Consider the following 22,678-nt stretch of genomic DNA (forward strand, 5'->3'; position numbering starts at 1 on the left):
GATATTTGCATGAAACAAAAATCAATTTTATTCCCTTGTCTGCTCCTTGCCGCTTCTGTATATGCATGGCTTGAAAGCGGCCAAGCCGAACTGTTTTCAGGGCAGGATCAATGGCCTGTTCTCCTCATGCTGTTAGGCGCTGCCTTTGTATATCAAGGAAAAAAAGAAGCCGTCACACCCCATTTTTTTATCGGTTTGCTTCTTTTCGGAATTGGTTTGCACTTTTTTGCAAAGCCGAAATGGACATGGTGGCCGGATGATTTTGAAATGCTTCTCTTTCTGATCGGTTTCTCGCTCTTGATTTCAACCGTTCAGAAAAAAGAATATGTATATGAAGCTGTGTCGATGATTTGTTTTTCCCTGTTTTTGTACTTTTTCAAACAAATAATGGCGTGGCTTGAGTCTGCTCGTATTCCGACAGCGCTTCTGAAAGAGTATTGGCCGTTTGTCTTTATTGGAATCAGTTTATTGTTATTATTGATAAAACGAAAAAAATCTATACGATAAATAAAACCGGCAGAGAGTATTCTCTACCGGTTTATCATTTTTTTGATCGCTCCCCAAGCTTCATCTTTCCCCTTTTTCGTTTCTGAGGAGAAGAGAATCAGTTCGTCTTCCGGATCAATATTTAATGTCTGTCGGACAACCTTCGCGTGTTTGTCCCATTTTCCTTTCGGGATCTTATCCGCCTTTGTAGCGATAACAATAACAGGAATGCCGTAATACTTTAAGAATTCATACATCTGCACATCATCATTAGACGGCGCATGCCGCAAATCAACGATCTGCACCACTGCTTTCAATTCCTCGCGTGTCGTGATGTATGTTTCAATCATTCTGCCCCAAGCTTCACGCTCAGATTTTGACACTTTGGCAAAACCGTAACCCGGTACATCCACAAAATGCAACTCATCATTGATAATGTAGAAATTGAGCGTTTGTGTTTTTCCCGGTTTAGATGATGTTCTCGCAAGATTTTTGCGATTGATTAATGAATTGATAAAAGATGATTTTCCCACGTTCGATCTTCCGGCCAGTGCAATTTCCGGAAGCCCGCCCTCAGGGTACTGTTCCGGCTTAACTGCACTGATCACGATTTCTGACTTTGTGACTTTCATTTCTTCTCTCCTACTAAGGCATGTTCCAAAACTTCGTCTAAGTGGGACGCCAATATAAATGTCAGCCCTTCTCTGACGCTTTCCGGAATATCCTCTATATCTTTTTCATTCTCTTTAGGCGCAATGATGGTCGTTAATCCCGCTCTATGCGCGCCAAGCGCTTTTTCCTTCAATCCGCCGATCGGCAGCACACGTCCGCGTAGCGTGATTTCCCCAGTCATGCCGACTTCGCGTGAAACCGCCCGCCCAGTTAAAGCAGAAACAAGCGCTGTCGCCATCGTAATACCGGCTGACGGACCATCTTTAGGCACCGCACCCTCAGGTACATGTATATGAATATCATACTTCTCATGAAAGTCAGGTTCAATGCCAAGTTCTTCTGTTTTTGAACGCACATAGCTAAATGCAGCCTGAGCTGACTCTCTCATTACATCTCCGAGCTTTCCTGTCAGGATCAATTTTCCTTTCCCCGGAGAAAGCGATACTTCAATAGACAGCGTATCTCCGCCGACGGTTGTATAGGCAAGCCCTGTAACTACACCTATCTGGTCTTCTGTTTCAGCTTGTCCGTATCTGAAAATCCGTTTTCCGATAAAGTCCTGAAGATTCTTCTCAGTGACCGTAATCCGTTTTCGCTCTTCAGCAACAATGGCTTTTGCGGCCTTACGGCAAATCGCGGCAAGCTGGCGTTCAAGACTTCTCACACCCGCTTCTCTCGTATAGTAGCGGATGATATCGAGAATCGCCTGGTCACGAAGCTGCAAGTTGCTTTTCTTGAGCCCGTGTTCCTTGATTTGCTTTGGAAGCAGGTGGTCTTTTACAATTTCGAGCTTTTCTACTTCTGTATAACCCGCAATATTAATAATTTCCATTCTGTCTCTAAGCGGGCCCGGGATCGTGGCCAAATTGTTCGCCGTTGCGATAAACAGCACTTTTGATAAATCAAAGGTTTCTTCAATATAGTGATCACTGAAGGTGCTGTTTTGCTCTGGATCAAGCACTTCAAGCATAGCAGATGACGGGTCGCCTCTGAAATCAGATGACATTTTGTCAATTTCGTCTAATAAGAAGACCGGATTCAGCTTGCCGGCTTTTTTCATGCCTTGAATAATGCGTCCAGGCATTGCTCCGACATAGGTCCGTCTGTGTCCGCGGATCTCTGATTCGTCACGCACGCCGCCGAGTGAGATTCTGACGAATTTCCGGTCCAAGCTTTTTGCAATTGATTTGGCTAAAGACGTTTTCCCGACACCAGGAGGTCCCGCCAAGCAGAGAATCGGACCTTTCAGGGATTTTGTCAGCTTCTGGACAGCCAAATATTCTAAGATACGTTCTTTCACTTTTTCAAGTCCGTGATGCTCTTCGTCCAAGAGGCGTCCTGCCTCTTTCAAATCAAGCTTATCATCTGTCTCATCCGTCCACGGGAGAGCAATCAGCCAGTCGATATAGTTGCGGATGACAGAGCTTTCTGCGGAACTTGACGGAATTTTTTCGTATCTGTTCAATTCCTTAAGCGCGGTTTCCTTCACATGGTCAGGCATGCCTGCTTCTTCGATTTTTTCCGTCAGTGTCTGAACTTCGCCTGTTTTGCCTTCTTTATCGCCAAGCTCTTTTTGGATCGCCTTCATCTGTTCGCGCAAGTAGTATTCCTTCTGCGTACGCTCCATCGAACGTTTGACGCGCTGGCCGATCTTTTTCTCGATCTCAAGCACTTCTTTTTCATTATTAATAAAATCAATAACCTTGTTCAGCCTGTCTTTGACGTCAGCCGTTTCTAAAATATCCTGCTTATCCTTTAGTTTAAGGGGCAGGTGAGAAGCAACGATGTCTGCCATTCTCCCTGGCTCTTCGATATCAGTAACCGCGGCGTATGTTTCGGCCGAGATTTTTTTAGAAATTTTTATGTACTGATCAAAGTGATCTAACAAAGTCCGCATCAATGCTTCGTCTTCTGTATCTTTCGATTCATCTTCATGAATCAGCTGAATGTCGACCGACGTGTAATCCTCATGCTCATTGTATTTGACAATTTGGGCGCGCTTAAGGCCCTCAACTAACACACGAATCGTACCGTTCGGAAGCTTCAGCATTTGCTTAATTTTTGTATAGGTGCCGACAGTAAAAATCTCATCTTCACCCGGTTCGTCTATCGAAATATCCTGCTGAGTGGCTAAAAATATCATATGATCATGCATCATTGCCTGTTCAAGGGCCTGAACCGACTTGTCACGTCCTACATCTAAATGCAAAACCATCGTCGGGTACACTAATAAACCTCTTAAAGGGAGGAGCGGGATGCTGCGTTTTAATTCTTCTGCCATGTGACTGACACCTCCGTGACTTTAGTATGAACCATTATAATACAACTTTTTCATCCTTGTACAATAAACGGCATGGTTCCATTTTCTATAAAACAGTCTCCTCGTAGTATACCCTTTCTTTCTGATATGAAAAAGGAAAAGATGTCCTTCATGAAAAAAACCCTATTTTAAAAAATAGGGTTAAACGGATTCTTTATTGATTTCAATATTAAACGGTTTTTGTTCCGTTGGCGGATTCACTAAAATTTCATCAAGCACTTCCTGGAACGTCTTTACTGCAATAATCGTGATTCCATCAATCTGCTTTAAAATCGACTGCTGATTTTCATATGGGATAATCACCTTTTTCGCACCGGACTGCTTGGCCGCTTTTATTTTCGGAATCACGCCTCCAATGGGTTTCACAAGACCGTTCAAGCTGATTTCACCCGTCATTGCAATGGTATTGTCAATTGGAATTTTGTGAATCGCCGAGAAAATTCCTGCAGCCATCGCGATGCCCGCCGACGGACCGTCAATTGGAATCCCTCCTGGGAAATTGATGTGAATATCATAATCAGACGGCTTCATTCCCATTGTCCGGAGCACGGTTAACACATTTTCAACCGAACCCTTCGCCATGCTTTTTCGCCGGATTGATTTTGATTGGCTGCCGATGCTTTCTTCTTCAGCTATTCCCGTGATATTAATTGACCCTTTATCCTGAGCCGGGGTTACACTCACTTCGATTTCCAGCAGCGACCCGCTGTTAGGTCCATATACGGCAAGCCCATTTACAATGCCGACCTGCGGTTCAGCACCGATTTTCTGCTCGTGCTTTGGAGTAAGCTGGCTGGAATGAATGACCCATTCAATATCCTCAATCGTAATGTCTTTCCGATTCTCCGTTACCGCCATTCCCGCTGCGATTTGAATCATATTAACAGCTTCCCGCCCGTTCCGTGTATAGCTGGTCAGCAGATCCAGGCTTTCATCGGAAATGTTTTTTTCAATTTTATCCGCTGCTGTTTTGGCAACGGTTTTCAGCTCATCCTTTTCAAGCTCACGGAAAAACACCTCTAAACAGCGGGATCGGATAGCTGGCGGAATTTCGTTCGGCATTCTTGTCGTCGCGCCAATCAGACGAAAATCAGCCGGCAGCCCATTTTGAAAAATATCGTGAATATGATTCGGGATTTGTGTGTTTTCCTCACTGTAATACGCACTGTCTAAAAAGACTTTTCTGTCCTCAAGCACCTTCAGCATTTTATTCATTTGAATAGGATGCAGCTCCCCTATTTCATCAATAAACAGCACACCGCCATGGGCATGGGTAACAGCTCCCTGCTTCGGCTGCGGAATCCCCGCCTGTCCCATTGCTCCGGCCCCTTGGTATATGGGGTCATGGACAGAGCCGATGAGCGGATCGGCAATTCCTCTTTCATCAAAACGAGCTGTTGTCGCATCGAGTTCCACAAAAACAGCCTGTTCTTTAAACGGTGATTGTTTATGTTTTTTCGCTTCTTCTAACACAAGCCGTGCAGCAGCTGTTTTCCCGACGCCCGGAGGTCCATAGACAATGACATGCTGTGGATTCGGCCCGCATAAAGCCGCCTTTAATGCTTTAATGCCGTCTTCCTGTCCGACGATATCTTGAAAGCTTTTGGGGCGGACCTTTTCAGATAATGGCTCAGACAAGCTGATAGCGCGCATTTTCCGAAGCTGCTCCATTTCCTTCTTTGATTCCTTATCTATCGTGACCTTTTGTGTCCTTTGATTTTTAAGCAAATTCCAAAAATACAAACCAATGATGATCCCAAAAAACAGCTGAATAAATAACGCGATCCCTGTCCAACTCATGATGGTCCCTCCTGAAAAACAATTTATGTATCCAATTCATTCCTCTGATTGCTAGTATCTCCCATAGAAGACGGGAATAAACGTTTTTCCGGAAGAGTTTGCAGGACAAAAAAACCTCCTGAATGTCACCACTCAGGAGGTTCGTGCTTATCTTTATGCAGATGTTTTATCTTGGCTTACCTCAGTGCCGTCTTTTAATAAGAGGCGAGGAGGCTCTCCGTGTGTTACAGTTGCCCCGGTAATCACACATTTTTCAATGTCATCACGGGAAGGCAGCTCAAACATCACATCAAGCATAATACCTTCAATGATAGAACGGAGTCCGCGCGCTCCAGTCTTGCGTTCAATTGCTTTTTTAGCAATTTCAGAAAGCGCTTCTTCTTCAAACTCAAGTTCAACATTGTCAAGCTCAAGCATTTTCTTGAATTGCTTAACAAGAGCGTTTTTCGGTTTTGTTAAGATCGCAACCAACGCTTCCTCGTCGAGCTTTTCAAGGCTTGCAATAACCGGAAGACGTCCGATAAATTCAGGAATTAACCCGAAGCGAAGCAAGTCTTCAGGAAGCACTTTTGAAAGAAGGTCTTCTTTCTCCAGATCAGCAGCTTTATTGTCCCCACCGAATCCAATCACTTTTTGGCCTAAACGGCGTTTGATGATTTGTTCGATACCATCAAAAGCACCGCCGCAAATGAACAAAATATTTGTTGTGTCAATTTGAATGAATTCTTGATGAGGATGCTTACGTCCTCCTTGAGGCGGCACGCTTGCCACTGTACCCTCAAGAATTTTAAGCAACGCCTGCTGAACACCTTCACCTGACACGTCACGTGTAATAGACGGGTTTTCTGATTTTCTTGCCACTTTATCGATTTCATCAATATAGATAATGCCTTTTTCGGCTTTTTCTACATCATAGTCAGCAGCTTGGATGAGCTTCAAGAGAATATTCTCTACATCTTCACCCACGTATCCAGCTTCAGTCAAAGACGTAGCGTCCGCAATCGCAAACGGCACATTTAAAATGCGAGCCAATGTTTGCGCCAGAAGGGTTTTACCGCTTCCTGTAGGACCGATTAATGAAATATTACTTTTCGAAAGCTCAACATCATCAACTTTGCTGTTGGAGTTAATGCGCTTATAGTGGTTATACACAGCAACAGCGAGTGATTTCTTCGCTTGATCCTGGCCGATGACATATTCATTCAGAATTTCGCGGATTTCCTGAGGCTTCGGTACGTCTTTAAATTCTACTTCTTCTTCAGTTCCGAGTTCTTCTTCCACAATTTCAGTGCAGAGTTCGATACATTCGTCACATATATATACACCAGGTCCGGCTACAAGCTTACGAACCTGATCTTGTGTTTTTCCACAGAACGAGCATTTTAATTGTCCTTTTTCCTCGTTAAATTTAAACATTCTTTCACCCCTTAATCTTGTCTCACTTTTTCTTTTACCGGCAGAGCAAAAGAAAATGATTCTTGAAACGAACGAGTATGTATTGCATTTTACCATACTTTCCAAAAAGACGGTAACAATGTGTTTCTGACTTGCACATTCTATATGTATGACAAAAAACAGCCTTGCATTAACTATCTTGCCCCAAGAAAAAGAGATATATCATAATTGTACAAAACAAGGCACGAATCATTCGCGCCCTGTTTTATTATTACTATTATTATGCACCATATTAACGGTTTTCTACAAGAAAATCAATTGCTTTGCGAACTTTTAAATCTTCCTTCATCGCGTCAGTAGAACCGATGGCTTGTTTAATATTTTCAACAGGCATGTTGTATGCTTCAGCCATTTTAGAAAGCTCAGCATCAACTTCCTCATCTGATACTTCAAGGTTTTCCGCTTTCGCAATCGCCTCAAGAGTCAGGTTAGATTTTACGCGTTTTTCAGCATCTTCTTTCATTTGCTCTTTTAACGCAGCTTCATCTTGGCCTGAGAATTGAGTGTAAAGCTCAAGGTTCATGCCTTGCATTTGCAGACGCTGTTCGAATTCTTTCAGCATGCGGTCAAGCTCAGTGTCGACCATCGCTTGCGGCACATCGATTTCAGCATTTTCAGAAGCTTTCAGAACAAGCTCTTCACGCAATTTAGCGTCAGCTTCGTTTTCTTTTGCTTCTTCTAAACGTTTCTTTGTTTTTTCAGTTAATTCAGCAAGTGTTTCCACTTCTTCATCGATATCTTTTGCGAATTCATCGTCAAGCTCAGGAAGCTCTTTCGCTTTGATTTCGTGAATTTTCACTTTGAACACAGCTGGTTTGCCTGCAAGCTCTTCAGCGTGATACTCTTCAGGGAATGTCACTTCAACATCCTTCTCAGCACCTGCTTCAAGGCCGACTAACTGATCTTCGAAGCCAGGGATGAATGAACCAGAACCAACTTCTAGAGAGTAGTTTTCAGCTTTTCCGCCTTCGAACGCTTCGCCGTCAACGAATCCTTCGAAATCAAGAACAACTGTGTTTCCTTCTTCAACAGCGCCTTCTTCTTTTACAACAAGCTCAGCTTGACGCTCTTGAAGCGATTTTAGTTCATTTTGAACATCTTCGTCAGTTACAGCTGTGTCGTCTTTTTCAATGCCTAAGCCTTTGTAGTCGCCAAGCTTCACTTCAGGTTTTACTGTTACTTTCGCAGTGAAGATTAAGCTTTCGCCTTTTTCGATTTTTTCAACATCGATTTCAGGACGGTCTACCGGCTCGATTCCAGCTTCTTCAACCGCTTTAGGGTATTCTACAGGAAGAAGAATATCCAAAGCATCTTGGTAAAGAGCTTCTACGCCAAAGCGCTGTTCGAATAATCCGCGAGGAATTTTACCTTTACGGAATCCAGGAATTGAAACTTGTTTTACTACTTTTTTAAATGCATCATCAAGTGCTGTTTTAAACGTTTCAGCATCAACTTCAACCGTTAAAACGCCTTCGTTGCCTTCTTGTTTTTCCCATTTTACAGACATGTGTTTCCCTCCAAAAATCTATTCAGGTTGTGTCGGTCTTCCATTCTAAAGCAATCATTCGGCTTCGTCCAACAAAAACAAAGCTGCCAAAGATCAGAATCATTATGTATAGATGTTAATAATGAACTGCAAAGCCTGTCCAACCGTATTTCTTATAACCCGTTATACACAAATACAACCATTATATTATAACATAACACATAGCGCTTTCAACTATATGGCGCGATTTACAAATAAGAAATTTCTTCAATATCTTTTATCATTGTGCACGCTTCATCGAGTTCTCTGTCGGTAAACTCATACATCATATGAAGTTCTTCTCTTTCAATTTCAATCCCGTGCATCTCGTAACCGACTTTATGCAGGGCAGCCGCCCAAAGATCGGCCGATAGCAATTTCGGCTGGAACGGATATAAAACGTACAGATGTCTTCTCCACAGTTCTTCTACTGCCGCGTATAAGGTTGGATTTTCATTTCCAAGCGTCTCATCCAGCACCCGGAGCACACGGTGTAAAATCGGAGCGGCATCAGGCGGGACAATCTCAGACGGTTCAATTGTCAAAGACTCGCCAAATTTAGTAATGTGCACCGGTTTGCTATACTCGTGCTCCGCCAATAGCATGACAATCATCGTTTTGATAATCGGGTGAGCTGAAGGGTCTTGAAGGATTGTTTTCAGCAGTCCTGTATACTTCGCTACATTGCGGTCTTTTAAGGAATGAATTAAATTCATTTGCTCCTCAGGGCTTGCCAGCACTTTCTCAGTGTCAATGGTATCCTCATATTCCTCGGCCCAAGCCTCGTCCTCACGCTCCGGATCAGTCATTTTACGGCTGAAATCAAGCAGCTTATAAAATTGCTCTGCACTTTCTGCAGGCAGCTGGTTTTCTTCTAAAACGGCTTCAATGGTGCTTTTGACTTCTTCGTATTTTTTGAGCTGAATTAAGATGGTCATGTACACCTGCAAAACCGTAAAATAATGGCCATAGCCTTCTTTGAGCATCTTCTCGCACACTCTTTTTGCCTCTTCCAATTCGCCCAGCTCTAAAAAGCAGATGGCCATCCCTAAGTGAAGATCGGATTCAGTATCATCATATTTCATTGCTTCCGAAAACAGCTCAAGCGCTTCTTGATACTTTTTTTCCTTCAGTGATGCCATCCCTTTTTCCACAAGACGGTCTTTCAGATGAGGAAAAGGAATAATTTTTGCGTTCTTCTTGTCATGCGTCATACCTATATTCCTTTCAGGCATTTATTTTGTTCAAGTGTATCAACACCTGTGAACAAACACAAGAAATGAAAGGTTTCATCAGGCAAAAAAAGCCGCCGGACAAATGCCGGCAGCTTTTTCAGGCTTTAAGCCACGAACTTCTTTGTGATTCAAATTCCTTGATTTCGTCTTCAAGCAAAAGCGTTAATGAAATTTCATCATAGCCGTTGATGAGCATCTCTTTCCAATGCGGATCTACTTCGAATGAAATTTGATTGCCTTCCCTATCATGAATAAGCTGATTTTCAAGTTCAACAGTCATCTGTAATGACTGGTTTTCATACTGACCGACAAGCTTTTTCCAATTGTCATATGGCATGCGAATCGGCAGCATACCGTTTTTAAAGCAGTTCTGGTGGAAAATATCAGCAAATGACGGCGCAATAATGATTTTAAATCCATAATCATCAAGTGCCCACGGAGCGTGTTCTCGAGATGATCCGCAGCCGAAGTTTTCTCCTGCTATTAAAATGGAAGCGCCTTGATAAGCCGGCTGGTTTAATTCAAATTCAGGGTTCGGTTCACCGTTCGCATCATATCTCCAGTCAAAGAATGCAAAACGGCCGTAGCCTGTTCTTTCAATCCTCTTCAAAAATTGCTTAGGAATAATTTGGTCAGTGTCAACATTGATTCGATTTAATACGGCCGCTTTCCCCGTATGAGTTTTCAAAGGTTCCATCTCGCGCACTCCTTACACAACTGTTTTTTCCTGATAAAACTTTCTGACATCAACGAAGTGTCCGTGAATGGCGGCCATCGCAGCCATTGCCGGGCTGACGAGATGTGTTCTTGCACCTTTTCCTTGTCTGCCCTCGAAGTTGCGGTTAGAGGTTGACGCACAGCGCTCTCCCTCAGGAACAACGTCATTATTCATGCTTAAACACATGCTGCAGCCTGACTCTCTCCATTCAAATCCAGCTTCCAAGAAAATTTGGTCAATCCCTTCTTTCTCAGCCTGTAGCTTCACGCTTTGAGATCCGGGAACAACAATGGCTCTTACGCTGTCAGCTACCTTCTTCCCTTTGATCATATCAGCAGCCTGGCGAAGGTCAGTCATGCGAGAATTTGTGCAAGAACCGATAAATACGTGCTCCACTTTGATATCTTCTATTTTCTGATGAGGAGTCAGCCCCATATATTCATAAGCGCGAATCGCTTCTTTTTTGTCATCTTCCGCGGAAAAGCTTTCCGGCGCAGGAACCTCGGAATCGACAGGAAGAACCATTCCCGGGTTGATGCCCCATGTCACCATAGGAGAAATGTCGTTGCCGTCAAGGACGATAGATTTATCGTAAACAGCGCCCGGATCTGTGCGCAGCGCCTTCCATTCCTCTACGGCCTTGTCAAATTCTTCGCCTTTTGGCGTGTATTTGCGGTTTTTGCAATATTCAAATGTCACCTCGTCAGGTGCAATCAAACCTGCTCTTGCCCCTGCTTCAATTGACATGTTACAAACGGTCATCCGCTCATCCATCGTCATATTTCTGAATACTTCCCCAGTGTATTCAATGACATAGCCAGTGCCGAATTTCACACCGTATTTGCCGATGACAGCAAGAATGACATCCTTTGCCGTTACCCCTTTTTGAAGCGTTCCGTCTACGCGCACTTCAAGTGTTTTCGGACGCTGCTGCCACAGTGTCTGTGTGGAAAGAACATGTTCAACTTCACTCGTCCCGATTCCAAATGCAAGGGCGCCGAATGCACCATGGGTTGATGTATGGCTGTCGCCGCATACAATCGTTTTCCCCGGAAGTGTTAAGCCCAGTTCAGGACCGACGACATGGACAATCCCTTGATCCACACTGTGAAGATCGGCAAGGCGCACGCCAAATTCTTCACAGTTTCGTTCAAGCGCCGTCACCTGGCGTTTCGCAACTTCATCCTTTATCTCAAAACGATTGACGGTCGGGATGTTGTGGTCCATTGTCGCAAATGTGTTTTGCGGTCTTCTGACCTTCCTTCCCTTTTGTCTCAACCCTTCAAATGCCTGAGGAGACGTCACCTCATGAATAAGATGCAAATCAATATAGAGAAGATCCGGTTTTCCCTCACCATGTTTTACAATATGCTGATCCCAAATCTTTTCGATGATTGTTCGAGGCATCATCTTTTATTTCCTCCCTCTACCTATGAACTAAGACCGCTTAACAAAGCTGTCACACATTAGAAATTGTATTTTCACTCATTATTGCTGCCTTAACTTCCTCTGTAATGGCCTGAGTGCTGCTGAACTCTTCGCCTCGTGCCAAGTCTCTTGTTCTTTTTCCGGAAGCCAAGACTTTGTTAACCGCATCCTCTACAGCTTTCGCTTCCTCTTCAAGCCCGAAAGATGTTCTCAAAAGCATTGCCGCTGACAATATGGCCGCGAATGGATTAGCCATCCCTTTGCCGGCTATGTCAGGCGCGGAGCCATGAACAGGCTCAAACAGATGAAGGCCTGAGCTTGATAGGCTGGCTGACGGGAGCATTCCGAGTGAGCCTGTAAGCATGGACGCTTCATCGCTTAAAATATCACCGAACATATTTTCAGTCACCACGACATCAAATTGATTCGGCGCATAAATCAGCTGCATGGCCGCGTTATCCACAAGCATGTGCTCCAGCTTCACATCAGGAAAATCTTTTGCAACGTCTTCAGCCACTTCACGCCAAAGCCTGCTTGATTCAAGTACGTTCGCTTTATCAACAGAGGTCACTTTGCCTTTTCTGGCTGCCGCCATTTTAAAGCCCTCTCTGATCACGCGTTCAATTTCCGTCCGCTTATAAAACAGCGTATCTACAGCTTCCTGCTCGCCTTCAGTGTTAACATAGCGTTTGCTCGGCTGGCCGAAATACAAGCCGCCTGTCAGCTCACGGACGATAACAAAATCAACGTTATCTATATATTCTTTTTTCAAAGGCGAAGCGTCAGAAAGGCTTTCAAACACCTTCACAGGCCGCAAATTCGCAAACAAATCAAGCTGTTTTCTGATGCTGAGCAGCCCTTTTTCAGGTCTCAGCTCCGAAGGATTTTGATCCCATTTCGGTCCGCCGACAGCGCCAAGCAATATAGCGTCCGCTTTTTTACAAGCCGTAACTGTTTCCTCCGGAAGGGGATTGTTATGTTCATCAATCGCCGCCCCTCCAATCAGGCCATATTCAAATTCAAATTCATGGTTAAAGCGTTCGGCAACACTTTTCAGTACGTCTGTCGCTGATTCTAATACTTCAGGGCCGATCCCGTCTCCGGGCAATAGAGCAATACGTTTCTTCAAGTTAACCGTTCTCCTTTCTTTTATGATCCGACAGCTGTATGGTTTTTAAGTCCGCTCATATTCGACTGAAAAACCAGTTGACGGTTGACTGCATTCAAATAGGCTTTCGCTGAAGCTTCTAATACGTCTTGCGCTATGCCCCGCCCTGCTGATTCTTTTCCGTTCACCAAAACTCTTACATAAACCTGGGCAAATGCGTCTTCGCCTTTTCTGTTGGACTGAATGCGGTAGTCCAAGAGCTCCACGTCTTTATCGATGCAGCGCTCAAGCGTGTTGTAGATCGCTTCCACGCTTCCGGCTCCAGTTGCCGCTTCCTGAATAAGCTCTGCGTTTTCTTGATTTTTCAAAGAGAGTGTAGCCGTAGGAACCTGACTTGTTCCGTAATGTACTTGCAGGGAAAGAAATTCATACCCAATCTTGCGATCTGTTACTTTTTCTTCTAAAATAAGAGAAACAAGATCCTCATCAGTGATTTCTTTTTTCTTCTCAGTCAACTCTTTGAACATCGTAAAGAATTTATTAATCTCTTCACTATCAAATTGGAATCCTAAAGCAGTCAGCCGGTCTTTAAATGCGTGGCGTCCGGAATGTTTCCCTAGGACAAGCGCATCTGCTGTTACGCCGACAAGCTCCGGTGAAATAATTTCATAAGTCGATTTTTCTTTTAAGAAGCCGTCCTGATGGATGCCTGATTCATGAGCAAATGCATTATCGCCCACAACCGCTTTATTGCGCGGAACAGCCATGCCTGTCAGCTTGCTTACTAAATCGCTTGTTCGCTTAATCTCGTTCAATGTAATGCCTGTTTCAACTTGATAGAAATCTTTTCTGATATGAAGGGCAACGGCAATTTCCTCTAATGCCGCGTTTCCGGCTCTTTCACCGATTCCGTTCACAGCGCATTCAATTTGATCAGCGCCATTTTCAATCGCAGCAAGAGAGTTTGCGACTGCCATTCCCAAATCATCATGACAGTGGGCCGAAAGCTTTGCTTGATGAATGTTCGGAACGTTTTCCTTCATATATTTAAAGATATTTCCGTATTCCGCTGGGGCCAGGTAGCCGACCGTGTCCGGAAGATTAATAACACTTGCGCCTGCGTCAATGACTTTCTCAACGATTTCCGCTAAAAACGGCAGTTCAGTGCGGCAGGCATCTTCAGCTGACCATTGCACAACAGGAAAACGTTCTTTTGCGTATTTCACCATTTCAACCGCTCTTTCAATCACTTGCTCACGAGTCATTTTCAGCTTGTGTTTCAAATGAATGCCCGATGTAGCGATAAATACGTGAATTCTAGGGTAAGCACCGTCCTTTAACGCTTCCCAAGCAGCATCAATATCACCTTTTACACAACGGGCAAGACCAGTCACTGAACAATTTTTAATGGTTCTTGCAATTTCCTGAACAGCTAAAAAGTCACCTCGGGACGAAGCGGGAAACCCCGCTTCAATGATATCTGCCCCGAGTCTTTCGAGCTGCTTTGCTATGGCAAGTTTCTCCTGAGTATTTAAGTTCACGCCAGGGGACTGTTCACCATCACGAAGCGTCGTATCGAAAAAATTAATTTTGCGCAACGGAGACCACCGCTTCCTTCTTCTTGCCTTGTTTCACAAACGGCATCATTTCACGAAGCTTTCTTCCCACCACTTCGATTTGATGTTCGTTCTCGCTCGCATTGATGGCGTTGAAACGAGGACGGTTTACTTGGTTTTCGACGATCCACTCTTTTGCGAATGTACCGTTTTGGATGTCTTTTAAAACTTCTTTCATAGATTCTTTTACTTTAGCGTCAACAACGCGAGGTCCTGATACAAAATCTCCCCACTGCGCTGTGTCAGAGATTGAATATCTCATTCCTGCCAGTCCTTCTTCGTACATAAGGTCTACGATTAATTTCAGCTCGTGAAGACACTCGAAGTATGCAAGTTCAGGCTGATAACCCGCTTCAGTTAATGTTTCAAATCCGGCTTTTACAAGTGCACTTAATCCGCCGCAAAGAACTGCTTGCTCACCGAACAAATCTGTTTCTGTTTCTTCTTTAAATGTCGTTTCCAAAACGCCTGCTCTTGCGCCGCCGATTCCTTTTGCATATGCAAGGGCTTTGTCTCTTGCTTCTCCAGTCACATCTTGATAAATCGCGAACAATGCCGGTACGCCAGCTCCTTGCTCATATGTTCTTCTTACCAAGTGTCCCGGACCTTTAGGCGCTACCAAGAATACATCTACATCCGCCGGAGGAACAATTTGATGGAAATGAACGTTAAATCCGTGAGCGAACACCAATGATTTTCCAGCTGTCAATTCATCTTTGATTTCAGCTTCGTATACTTTTTGCTGCTGTTCATCCGGAAGCAGAACCATGATGATTTCGGCTTGAGCTGCCGCTTCTTTTACTGAAAATACTTTATGTCCGTCTTCTTGGGCCTGAGTGAAAGATTTTCCTTGTCTAACACCTACGATAACGTCAACGCCGCTTTCTTTTAGGTTCAGGGCATGCGCGTGGCCTTGCGAACCGTACCCGATAACCGCTACTGTTTTTCCAGCCAATACGTTTTCTTTGATATCACCGTTATAATATACTTTTACCATTTCAATCTCTCCCTTGTTATGTTTTATACAATAGATATTGTTTTATTGGATGACGCCTTTTGCTGGGTTCCCCTCGCAAAAGCCGTTGTACCTGTTCTCGCGATTTCTTTAATACCATAAGGTTTTAACAGTTCAATAAGCGCTTCAATTTTGTTAGATTCGCCTGTCACCTGAACAACGATGCTGTCTCTGCTGACATCAACGACAGAGGCTCTGAACGGCTCTATGATTCCATTTATCTCTGTTCTCGTTGACGGTGCGGAAACGACCTTAATTAAGGCCAGTTCCCTCTGGACAATCGATTGATTAGTGATGTCTGTGACTTTCAGCACATCAATCTGTTTGTTGAGCTGTTTTGTCAGCTGTTCAACATCATTTTCTCCTTCAACGTGAACAACAAAGGTGATTCTGGAAACGCCGGTTGTTTCTGTGTGTCCAACTGTAATGCTTTCAATGTTGTAATGTCTTTTTGTAAATAGACCGGTAATCCGGTTTAACACGCCGGAACGGTTCACTACAGTCAATGTGATAATTCTTTTCAAGGTTTCACCCCCACCATTTCATGCAGCCCTTTTCCCGGAGCCACCATCGGGAATACTTTTTCTTCGCTGGCAACCCGCACGTCAATGACAACCGGTTCTTTTGATGTTAATGCCTCTTCCAGCTTTTCTTTCGCTTCCGCTTCGGATGAAATTCTGATGCCTTTAATGCTGTATGCTTCTGACAATTTGACGAAGTCAGGCTGAGAAGCAAATTTAGACTCTGAATAGCGTTCTTCATAGAAAATTTCTTGCCACTGTCTGACCATTCCGAGACAAGCGTTATTTAAAATCACGACTTTGACGGGAAGATTCAATTCGCGAATGACATCTAGTTCTTGGAGCGTCATTTGAAAACCGCCGTCTCCGAGTACCGCGACTACAGTAGCATTTCTATCTGCCAGCTGTGCGCCAATCGCTGCCGGAAGGCCGAATCCCATCGTTCCAAGTCCGCCTGATGTGACCCATTTATCTGCTTTTTGGAACGGATAAAATTGCGCTGACCACATTTGATGCTGGCCGACATCCGTTGCGACAATGGCCTCGCCATTTGTAAATTGATGAATATATTCAATCAATTTCTGAGGTTTAAAGCCCTCTTCTTCATTATCTACATACCAGAGCGGGTACTCTTCTTTCCATTCGGCAAGCTGTTTTTTCCATTCGCTTGAATCACTTTGTTTGCCGTCTTGTTTGATCAGCTCTTGGAGGACAATTTTGCTGTCTCCGACTACAGGAATTTGTGTTTTCATGATTTTTCCGATTTCAGCCGGATCAATATCGATGTGGGCAATCTTTGCATTTCTTGCAAAGTGCTTCAGGTTTCCTGTGACGCGGTCATCAAAACGGGCGCCGATACTGATTAAAAGATCACAATCATGAAGGGCCATATTGGCTGTATAAGTACCGTGCATTCCGGCCATTCCAAGGAAAAGCGGATGGTCAGCCGGGAAGCCTCCGAGCCCCAAAAGGGTGTGTGCCACAGGGATTTGCTGCTGCTCTGCATAATTTTTTAATTCTTCTGACGCTTTTCCGTGCAGTACGCCCGCACCCGCCAGGATCACCGGTTTCTTTGCGCTGCTTACGGCTTCTACAAGCTTGCGGATCTGCAAATAATTCGGTTCTGTTGTCGGCTGGTATCCCGGGAGATTCATCTCATGATCGTAGCTGAATTCTCCTTCGATTGTTGCTACATCTTTCGGAATATCAATCAGTACAGGTCCGGGTCTCCCAGTTGTTGCAATATGGAACGCTTCTTTAATAATGCGCGGCAGATCTTCCGGCTGGCGAACCTGGTAGCTGTGTTTTGTCACCGGCATGGTAATTCCTAAAATGTCCGCTTCCTGAAATGCATCGCTGCCGATAACGGAGGTCGCTACCTGCCCTGTAAAGACCACTAATGGCAATGAATCAATCATGGCATCCGCAAGGCCTGTAACGAGGTTTGTCGCCCCCGGACCTGACGTGGCAATGACGACACCAGGTTTTCCAGATACTCTTGCGTATCCTTCCGCTGCATGAATCGCACCTTGTTCGTGACGGGGAAGGATATGTACCATCCCTGAATTGTAGAGTTTATCGTAGATCGGAAGCACTGCCCCGCCCGGATAACCGAATATCATTTCTACTTTCTCTTTTTTTAATGATTCAATCAGCATTAATGCTCCGCTCATCGTCTGTGTACATTTGGCAGATGCTGAATCCACCTGTACATTAGTCCCCATTTTCAGTTCCTCCTTTTGGATTTTCATCCTCTAAAGATCATCTTTAAATTAGCTTGATAGCTGATTATTCAATAAAAAAAGCCCTTCCGCCCACAATCAGCCGCGCAGTGAATGCGATAGCTAAAAGGGGCGAAAAGGCTCTTCTTTCCGCGGTACCACCCTTGTTTACGGCCTTAAAATCGGCCGTCTCATGGATATTTCTATCCGCTTTAATAACGAGTGAATCAAGTTCACCCGGCCAAGTCCTACTATGATTTCAGACTGGCACTCTGAGGCGAGTTCACCTTGTAAAGCTTCACCGGTTCTCAGCTAACCCGGTTCTCTGTGGAAAACTTCAGCAAGGCTACTTATCCTCATCTGCGCTTTTCATATTCAGTCTCCTGAACGGCTTTTCAGCAGTTCAAGAGGGTCAATTGTTTTTTGATTTTTCAGAATCATATTGCGATCATTTTTGCTTGTGAAGCTTGCGTTTATCTTTTGTTGAACTCATATTACGCCGCTTTGGACGCAGTGTCAACAGCATTTTTTAAAATTATTAGACAATTTTGATTAATCAATCTATATTGTATACGCTTTCATTATTGGTATGTAAGGAATTGCAAATGTTAAAAGTTTTTATAATTTTTTTATTAATCTATCAAGGATACACCAGAATTTTTCAATCTGATATAAACATGTCATAAAATATGACGTGCTATTATTTCGATGAGATATATGTATGAAAGATCATCTTGCAAACATTTTCAATTCGGATAGGCTCTTTCATCAATTCCCGGCATAGACTGGTGATATCTTGCATAGAAAAGGTGATACGATGAATAAATCATTAGCAGACATCCAAGGATTCCCCGGAGGTTTTCCAAGCTTTCCGCAGCCATATTATCCGACGGCTCCTGCCTTTTATCAGCAAAGCTATCAGCCGTTTGGAGGCTATGGATACGGACAGCCGTACAGCCAGGCATACAACCCGCTAAGCACTCCATCTGCTATGATGTACTCCTCATTTCCATATGCTTCAGGATTTTACGGACAGCAATTTGCAGGTGGCGGCTATAGCAGCCATGGCGGCGGTTTCAGTATCCCGGCAACGCACGCCGGCGGATTCAGCGGAGCAGCCGGTGTACACGGAGGCTTTAGATATTAAAGAAAACCACAAGGGGCCGAACATCTATTTCGGCTCTTTTTTTTGCTTTGAAACGTCTTATCATTCTAAACAATAATCCCATACTGTCAGATTTTCTGTCTTTCTATTTGGAAACAGGACGGAATATGATTAAGATGAAATGAAAATACGTTCTGCAAATCAACAAGTTTCTGAGGAGGAACTAGAATTGTATATAAAAATAGATGATTTAACTGGACATCAAGTGATCTCACTTGTGAAGGAGCATTTACATAGTATGACACTCATGTCCCCGCCCGAAAGCATCCATGCCTTAGGCTTAGAAAGACTGAGAAAGCCTGAAATAACATTTTGGAGCGCATGGGAGGGAGATGAACTAGCCGGCTGCGGAGCGCTTAAAGAACTGGACAGCCGGCACGGAGAAATCAAATCAATGCGGACGTCTGCATCCCATTTAAGAAAAGGCGTTGCCAAACAAGTTCTTCAGCATATCCTAGAGGAGGCTGGGAAGCGAGGCTATGAGCGGTTAAGCTTAGAAACGGGTTCAATGGCATCATTTGAGCCGGCAAGAAAATTGTATGAAAGCTTCGGTTTTCAGTACTGTGAACCGTTTGCAGACTATGTTGAAGATCCGAACAGTGTGTTTATGACGAAGAAGCTGTGAGATATTTTTATGAGAGTAGATAAGCGCAGAAGGAATTCTGTCTATCTCTTATATAAATTTCATTAGTTTTCCCTGCTAAAATTTAATAGAGTAAGTCAACAAAAACCATCCAGCATTGCACTGGATGGTTTCTGTATGATTTTATTTATATTTATTTACTTCGTACATTAAAATGTTTTTAAACACAACATAATCCTTTTTACTTTCAAAAGGCCCTTTGTTGTTGTCATGCTCATCTATTTCATAAAAGCCTGGTCCCTCTCCAGCATCACGCTGCTTGTACCATTTGAGGAATCCGTTCACTTCTTTCATAGACAGCTGATATTCTTTTTGCAAACCGTTTACCATGGTGACAACAAGAAGGGCGTCTCCGTCTTCTGCTGAGTTATCCTCAGAAGGGGTTGTTGATCCTTTGTCTATATCTCCTGAATTGCCTTCAGAAGGGGTTGTTGATCCATTATCCTTATCTCCCGGAGTATCCTCCGAATCGGATGGTATGTTTAAATCCTTTAACGAAATAGATATAACTGATTTAATTTTAGAATTTGCATATCCACCAACAAAACTTGATGTCTCCTCCCTTCCACCGATGACGTAAAGCGTATCATCAATAATGGCAGAAGAATGCGCCATTCTGTATAGTTCTTTCGGATTTGTCACTGCTGTAGCTGATTGACTTTTAGGATCGTACACCTTAATTCGGTTTACACCTCCAGTCATCAGAATTTTTCCTTTGTAAGCAAGAGCAGAATAATACCCTGCTGTGAATCCGGTACCATTTTTTACCCACGTATCTTTTTCTGGATCATAAACATAAACGATTTGGGGAATATAATGCGTTCCGCCAAGTAAATATAGTTTATTATCAATTACTGCTGTAGAAGCTCCAGTTACTTCATAATTTTTTAATGTCTGTTTTTTCTCCCATTTCTTCGTTTCGAGATCATAACTGTAAGTGGTTCCATCAAACCTATTTTCAAAGCCTACCACGTAAATTTTCTTCCCTATAACTTCAGCGTATATTTGATAGGCTGGAACCTTTTTTTCAAAGGGTAGGTCATCCAGTTTTTCCCACGTATCTTTTTTTGGATCATATGCTTCTATTGTGTTGACGGCTCCATCGTTTGACATTCCACCCAAGACATAAATTTTCCCATCCACAGTAACTGATGCAGCTCCCCCCCTTGCTGTGGGCATGTCGGCTTTTCTTGTCCATTCATTTGTTTTAGGATCATAGACAAACGTTTGATTCCCATAAGTACCTGGTTTTACTGTTCCGCCACCTATCATATATATCTTTCCATCTACTACACCGCTGCTTGCGCCGACACGCGGCTCAGGCAAATCTGCTCTTTCTTTCCATTCAACTGTTTCCGCGCTAACTGTTTGGAGCGATTGAAACAGCGTCATAACGAATATAAAAAAAACAACGAACCATTTTTTCAAAAGAAAACACTCCTTTATTTAATTGTTTCACATAACAAATATCGGCATGGCTATAAATTTTTTCATATCTTTTCCTGTATATTCATTTTTCAGGAAATTCTATAATAAAAGTTTTCTCTAAAAAACTCGGATGTTTTCAATCTTGTTTATTTTAAAGAGCAACGGGAATTAAAGACGACATGAACGATAAAATTCAAAATGAATATAGGAGGAGATTGATATGAAAAATATAATTGGTGTATACGAAACTCCGCAGGAAACCATCGCAGCAATTGAAGGCTTATTAACAAAAGGGTATGATTCTGACGACATTTCTGTTGTGACAAGCCGTCGAGATACAGATTATCTTGAATCACGCACAGGAACAGAAGTCAATCAGGCCATCGATGCACATGAGGGCGATTCTGAATCTTTTTTCGATAAACTGAAAGATTATTTCACAATGGATGATACTGCTGCACATAGCAAGGCATTATCCGATTTGGATATCACAACTGACGAAATCGACAAGTATCAAGAGGATCTGGATGACGGAAAACTCCTTGTGGCCGTTGATACAGATGCAGATGTAAATACTCCTATTGATATTTCAGGCGGCTTTTCAAGCACAAATGAAATGGCGGATTATACAACGAAAGAAGAAAAAACCATGCCGCTGCGCGAAGAACAGCTAAAAGTCGGTAAGGAAGACGTTCAAACTGGAGAAGTAGAGATAGGAAAAGAAGTGAAAACAGAACAAAGAGATATGGACATCCCAGTGAGACACGATGAAATTTATGTTGAACGCCGCCCAGTGGATGAAAACACAACGGACGCTTCTCCTGTCAATGATTCAGAAACGGTCAGAGTTCCAATCGTTGAGGAAAAGCTGGAAGTGACTAAAAAACCGGTTGTCACTGATGAAGTAGTTGTTGGAAAACGTACTGTTGAAGAAAATGAACATATTTCTGAAACTGTGAAGAAAGAAGAACCTCGCCTGAATAAAGAAGGAAAAGTTGACGGCTTGGATGATGATCCGTTAAATAACAAATAAAAATTATAAACCGACAACAAAAAACCTCAAATCCTTAAGGATTTGAGGTTTTTCTTTTGGTACGTCCCAGGAGAGATTCGAACTCCCGACCGACGGCTTAGAAGGCCGTTGCTCTATCCAGCTGAGCTACTGGGACATGTTTTGTTTTTTCGTTTTTCGCTTTAACTATCAGCGACAAGATTTATTATATATGGGATGCAACAATAAGTCAACGGTTTTTTAGAATTTTTTTCATGAGGAAGAAAATTTTCTTCCTCATGACATTTTCATAGTGTGACTCGGTTTTGCAGATCCTCAATTTCATGGCCTGCTTGGTCGTAAAAACGCACGGTTGCGGCATCATTTTCTAATGTCAGTATAGCATAGCTTTCTGTCCTGCGCACCCTCGGAAGGCGGATGCTGCCAGGGTTAATCATCAGTTTTCCGCGCAGCACTTCGCTTCCCGCGATGTGCGAATGCCCGAAGCAGATGATATCCGCTCCGAGCTCCTCTGCACGATAGTATACGTTTAACAAGGTTTGTTTTATACCATGAAGGTGGCCGTGCGTGACCAGTATTTTTTTTGAACCGGCAGTCAGAAGAAGCTCGTCCTTAAAATTGCCGGTGAAATCGCAATTGCCTTTTACAACCTCATAAGAATCCAATGCGGGATGCCCGGTTTCAAGCTCAGAGTCTCCGCAGTGAATCATGAGATCAACTTCTGCTTCATGTCGTTTCGCGATGGTTTGGAGTTCTTCTTCAAGCCCATGGCTGTCACTGATAATCAGCACGTTCATGTACAAGCTTCCT

At 43.4% G+C, this 22,678-nt stretch carries 19 protein-coding genes, 1 tRNA gene and 1 other annotated feature; of the genes, 4 read left to right on the forward strand and 16 right to left on the reverse strand.

Annotation, left to right across the window (positions count from 1 at the left end; all coding sequences use genetic code 11):
- Positions 1-9 precede the first annotated feature (9 nt).
- Positions 10-507 carry a hypothetical protein gene (locus BSI_RS14215; protein ID WP_003237604.1) on the forward strand — a complete coding sequence of 166 codons (498 nt, stop codon included), beginning with the start codon at positions 10-12 and terminating at the stop codon, positions 505-507.
- Positions 508-530: 23 nt separating this feature from the next.
- Here BSI_RS14215 and yihA read toward each other — a convergent pair whose 3' ends face one another.
- The 13 genes from yihA to ilvB form a co-directional block, all read right to left on the reverse strand.
- On the reverse strand, positions 531-1,118 hold the full coding sequence (yihA, locus tag BSI_RS14210) for a ribosome biogenesis GTP-binding protein YihA/YsxC (protein WP_003229621.1): 588 nt from the start codon (positions 1,116-1,118) through the stop codon (positions 531-533).
- On the reverse strand, positions 1,115-3,439 hold the full coding sequence (gene lon / locus BSI_RS14205; protein WP_003237606.1) for an endopeptidase La: 2,325 nt from the start codon (positions 3,437-3,439) through the stop codon (positions 1,115-1,117). Before lon ends, yihA begins: the two co-directional genes overlap by 4 nt.
- Before the next feature lie 180 nt (positions 3,440-3,619).
- On the reverse strand, positions 3,620-5,278 hold the full coding sequence (lonB, locus tag BSI_RS14200) for an ATP-dependent protease LonB (protein WP_003237608.1): 1,659 nt from the start codon (positions 5,276-5,278) through the stop codon (positions 3,620-3,622).
- Between the two features lie 153 nt (positions 5,279-5,431).
- The gene (gene clpX / locus BSI_RS14195; RefSeq protein WP_003222561.1) at positions 5,432-6,694 is read right to left on the reverse strand and encodes an ATP-dependent protease ATP-binding subunit ClpX; all 1,263 of its coding nucleotides are present in this window, start codon (positions 6,692-6,694) and stop codon (positions 5,432-5,434) included.
- A gap of 271 nt (positions 6,695-6,965) precedes the next feature.
- The gene (gene tig / locus BSI_RS14190; RefSeq protein ID WP_003237610.1) at positions 6,966-8,240 is read right to left on the reverse strand and encodes a trigger factor; all 1,275 of its coding nucleotides are present in this window, start codon (positions 8,238-8,240) and stop codon (positions 6,966-6,968) included.
- Positions 8,241-8,467: 227 nt separating this feature from the next.
- Entirely contained in the window at positions 8,468-9,472 is a 1,005-nt protein-coding gene (ddcA, locus tag BSI_RS14185; RefSeq protein WP_003237612.1) for a DNA damage checkpoint antagonist DdcA, read from the reverse strand.
- 118 nt (positions 9,473-9,590) lie between these two features.
- Complete coding sequence (gene leuD, locus BSI_RS14180; protein WP_003237614.1) at positions 9,591-10,190, reverse strand: 3-isopropylmalate dehydratase small subunit; 600 nt, start codon at positions 10,188-10,190, stop codon at positions 9,591-9,593.
- A 12-nt stretch (positions 10,191-10,202) separates the two neighbouring features.
- Entirely contained in the window at positions 10,203-11,621 is a 1,419-nt protein-coding gene (gene leuC / locus BSI_RS14175; protein WP_003237616.1) for a 3-isopropylmalate dehydratase large subunit, read from the reverse strand.
- 49 nt (positions 11,622-11,670) lie between these two features.
- Positions 11,671-12,768, reverse strand: a complete 1,098-nt coding sequence (leuB, locus tag BSI_RS14170; RefSeq protein ID WP_003237618.1) for a 3-isopropylmalate dehydrogenase — start codon at positions 12,766-12,768, stop codon at positions 11,671-11,673.
- A 20-nt stretch (positions 12,769-12,788) separates the two neighbouring features.
- Positions 12,789-14,345 (reverse strand): 2-isopropylmalate synthase, encoded by a 1,557-nt coding sequence (locus BSI_RS14165; protein WP_003237620.1) that lies wholly within the window; start codon positions 14,343-14,345, stop codon positions 12,789-12,791.
- Positions 14,332-15,360, reverse strand: a complete 1,029-nt coding sequence (gene ilvC, locus BSI_RS14160) for a ketol-acid reductoisomerase (RefSeq protein WP_003222549.1) — start codon at positions 15,358-15,360, stop codon at positions 14,332-14,334. The genes BSI_RS14165 and ilvC overlap by 14 nt, the downstream gene beginning before the upstream one ends.
- 23 nt (positions 15,361-15,383) lie before the next feature.
- On the reverse strand, positions 15,384-15,902 hold the full coding sequence (ilvN, locus tag BSI_RS14155; RefSeq protein WP_003237622.1) for an acetolactate synthase small subunit: 519 nt from the start codon (positions 15,900-15,902) through the stop codon (positions 15,384-15,386).
- Positions 15,899-17,623 (reverse strand): acetolactate synthase large subunit, encoded by a 1,725-nt coding sequence (gene ilvB / locus BSI_RS14150; protein ID WP_003237624.1) that lies wholly within the window; start codon positions 17,621-17,623, stop codon positions 15,899-15,901. Before ilvB ends, ilvN begins: the two co-directional genes overlap by 4 nt.
- A gap of 122 nt (positions 17,624-17,745) precedes the next feature.
- Positions 17,746-17,992 (reverse strand) — a binding site (T-box leader).
- A gap of 445 nt (positions 17,993-18,437) precedes the next feature.
- Here ilvB and cotQ point away from each other — a divergent pair.
- Both cotQ and BSI_RS14140 read left to right on the forward strand, forming a co-directional pair.
- Complete coding sequence (gene cotQ, locus BSI_RS14145) at positions 18,438-18,767, forward strand: inner spore coat protein CotQ (protein WP_003237628.1); 330 nt, start codon at positions 18,438-18,440, stop codon at positions 18,765-18,767.
- A gap of 187 nt (positions 18,768-18,954) precedes the next feature.
- Entirely contained in the window at positions 18,955-19,410 is a 456-nt protein-coding gene (locus tag BSI_RS14140; RefSeq protein WP_003237629.1) for a GNAT family N-acetyltransferase, read from the forward strand.
- Positions 19,411-19,551: 141 nt separating this feature from the next.
- Here BSI_RS14140 and BSI_RS14135 read toward each other — a convergent pair whose 3' ends face one another.
- Positions 19,552-20,856 (reverse strand): Kelch repeat-containing protein, encoded by a 1,305-nt coding sequence (locus BSI_RS14135; RefSeq protein ID WP_003237631.1) that lies wholly within the window; start codon positions 20,854-20,856, stop codon positions 19,552-19,554.
- Positions 20,857-21,076: 220 nt separating this feature from the next.
- On the opposite strand from BSI_RS14135, the gene BSI_RS14130 reads away from it, so the two are divergent.
- Positions 21,077-21,889, forward strand: coding sequence for a YsnF/AvaK domain-containing protein (locus tag BSI_RS14130; protein WP_003237633.1), 813 nt, complete (start codon positions 21,077-21,079; stop codon positions 21,887-21,889).
- A gap of 62 nt (positions 21,890-21,951) precedes the next feature.
- Here the strand turns inward: BSI_RS14130 and BSI_RS14125 are convergent.
- Positions 21,952-22,025, reverse strand: a tRNA-Arg gene (locus BSI_RS14125).
- 130 nt (positions 22,026-22,155) lie between these two features.
- Positions 22,156-22,665 (reverse strand): metallophosphoesterase, encoded by a 510-nt coding sequence (locus tag BSI_RS14120; RefSeq protein WP_003237634.1) that lies wholly within the window; start codon positions 22,663-22,665, stop codon positions 22,156-22,158.
- Between the last annotated feature and the right edge of the window lie 13 nt (positions 22,666-22,678).

This window comes from Bacillus inaquosorum KCTC 13429, assembly GCF_000332645.1.
GTDB classification, from domain to species: Bacteria; Bacillota; Bacilli; order Bacillales; family Bacillaceae; genus Bacillus; species Bacillus inaquosorum.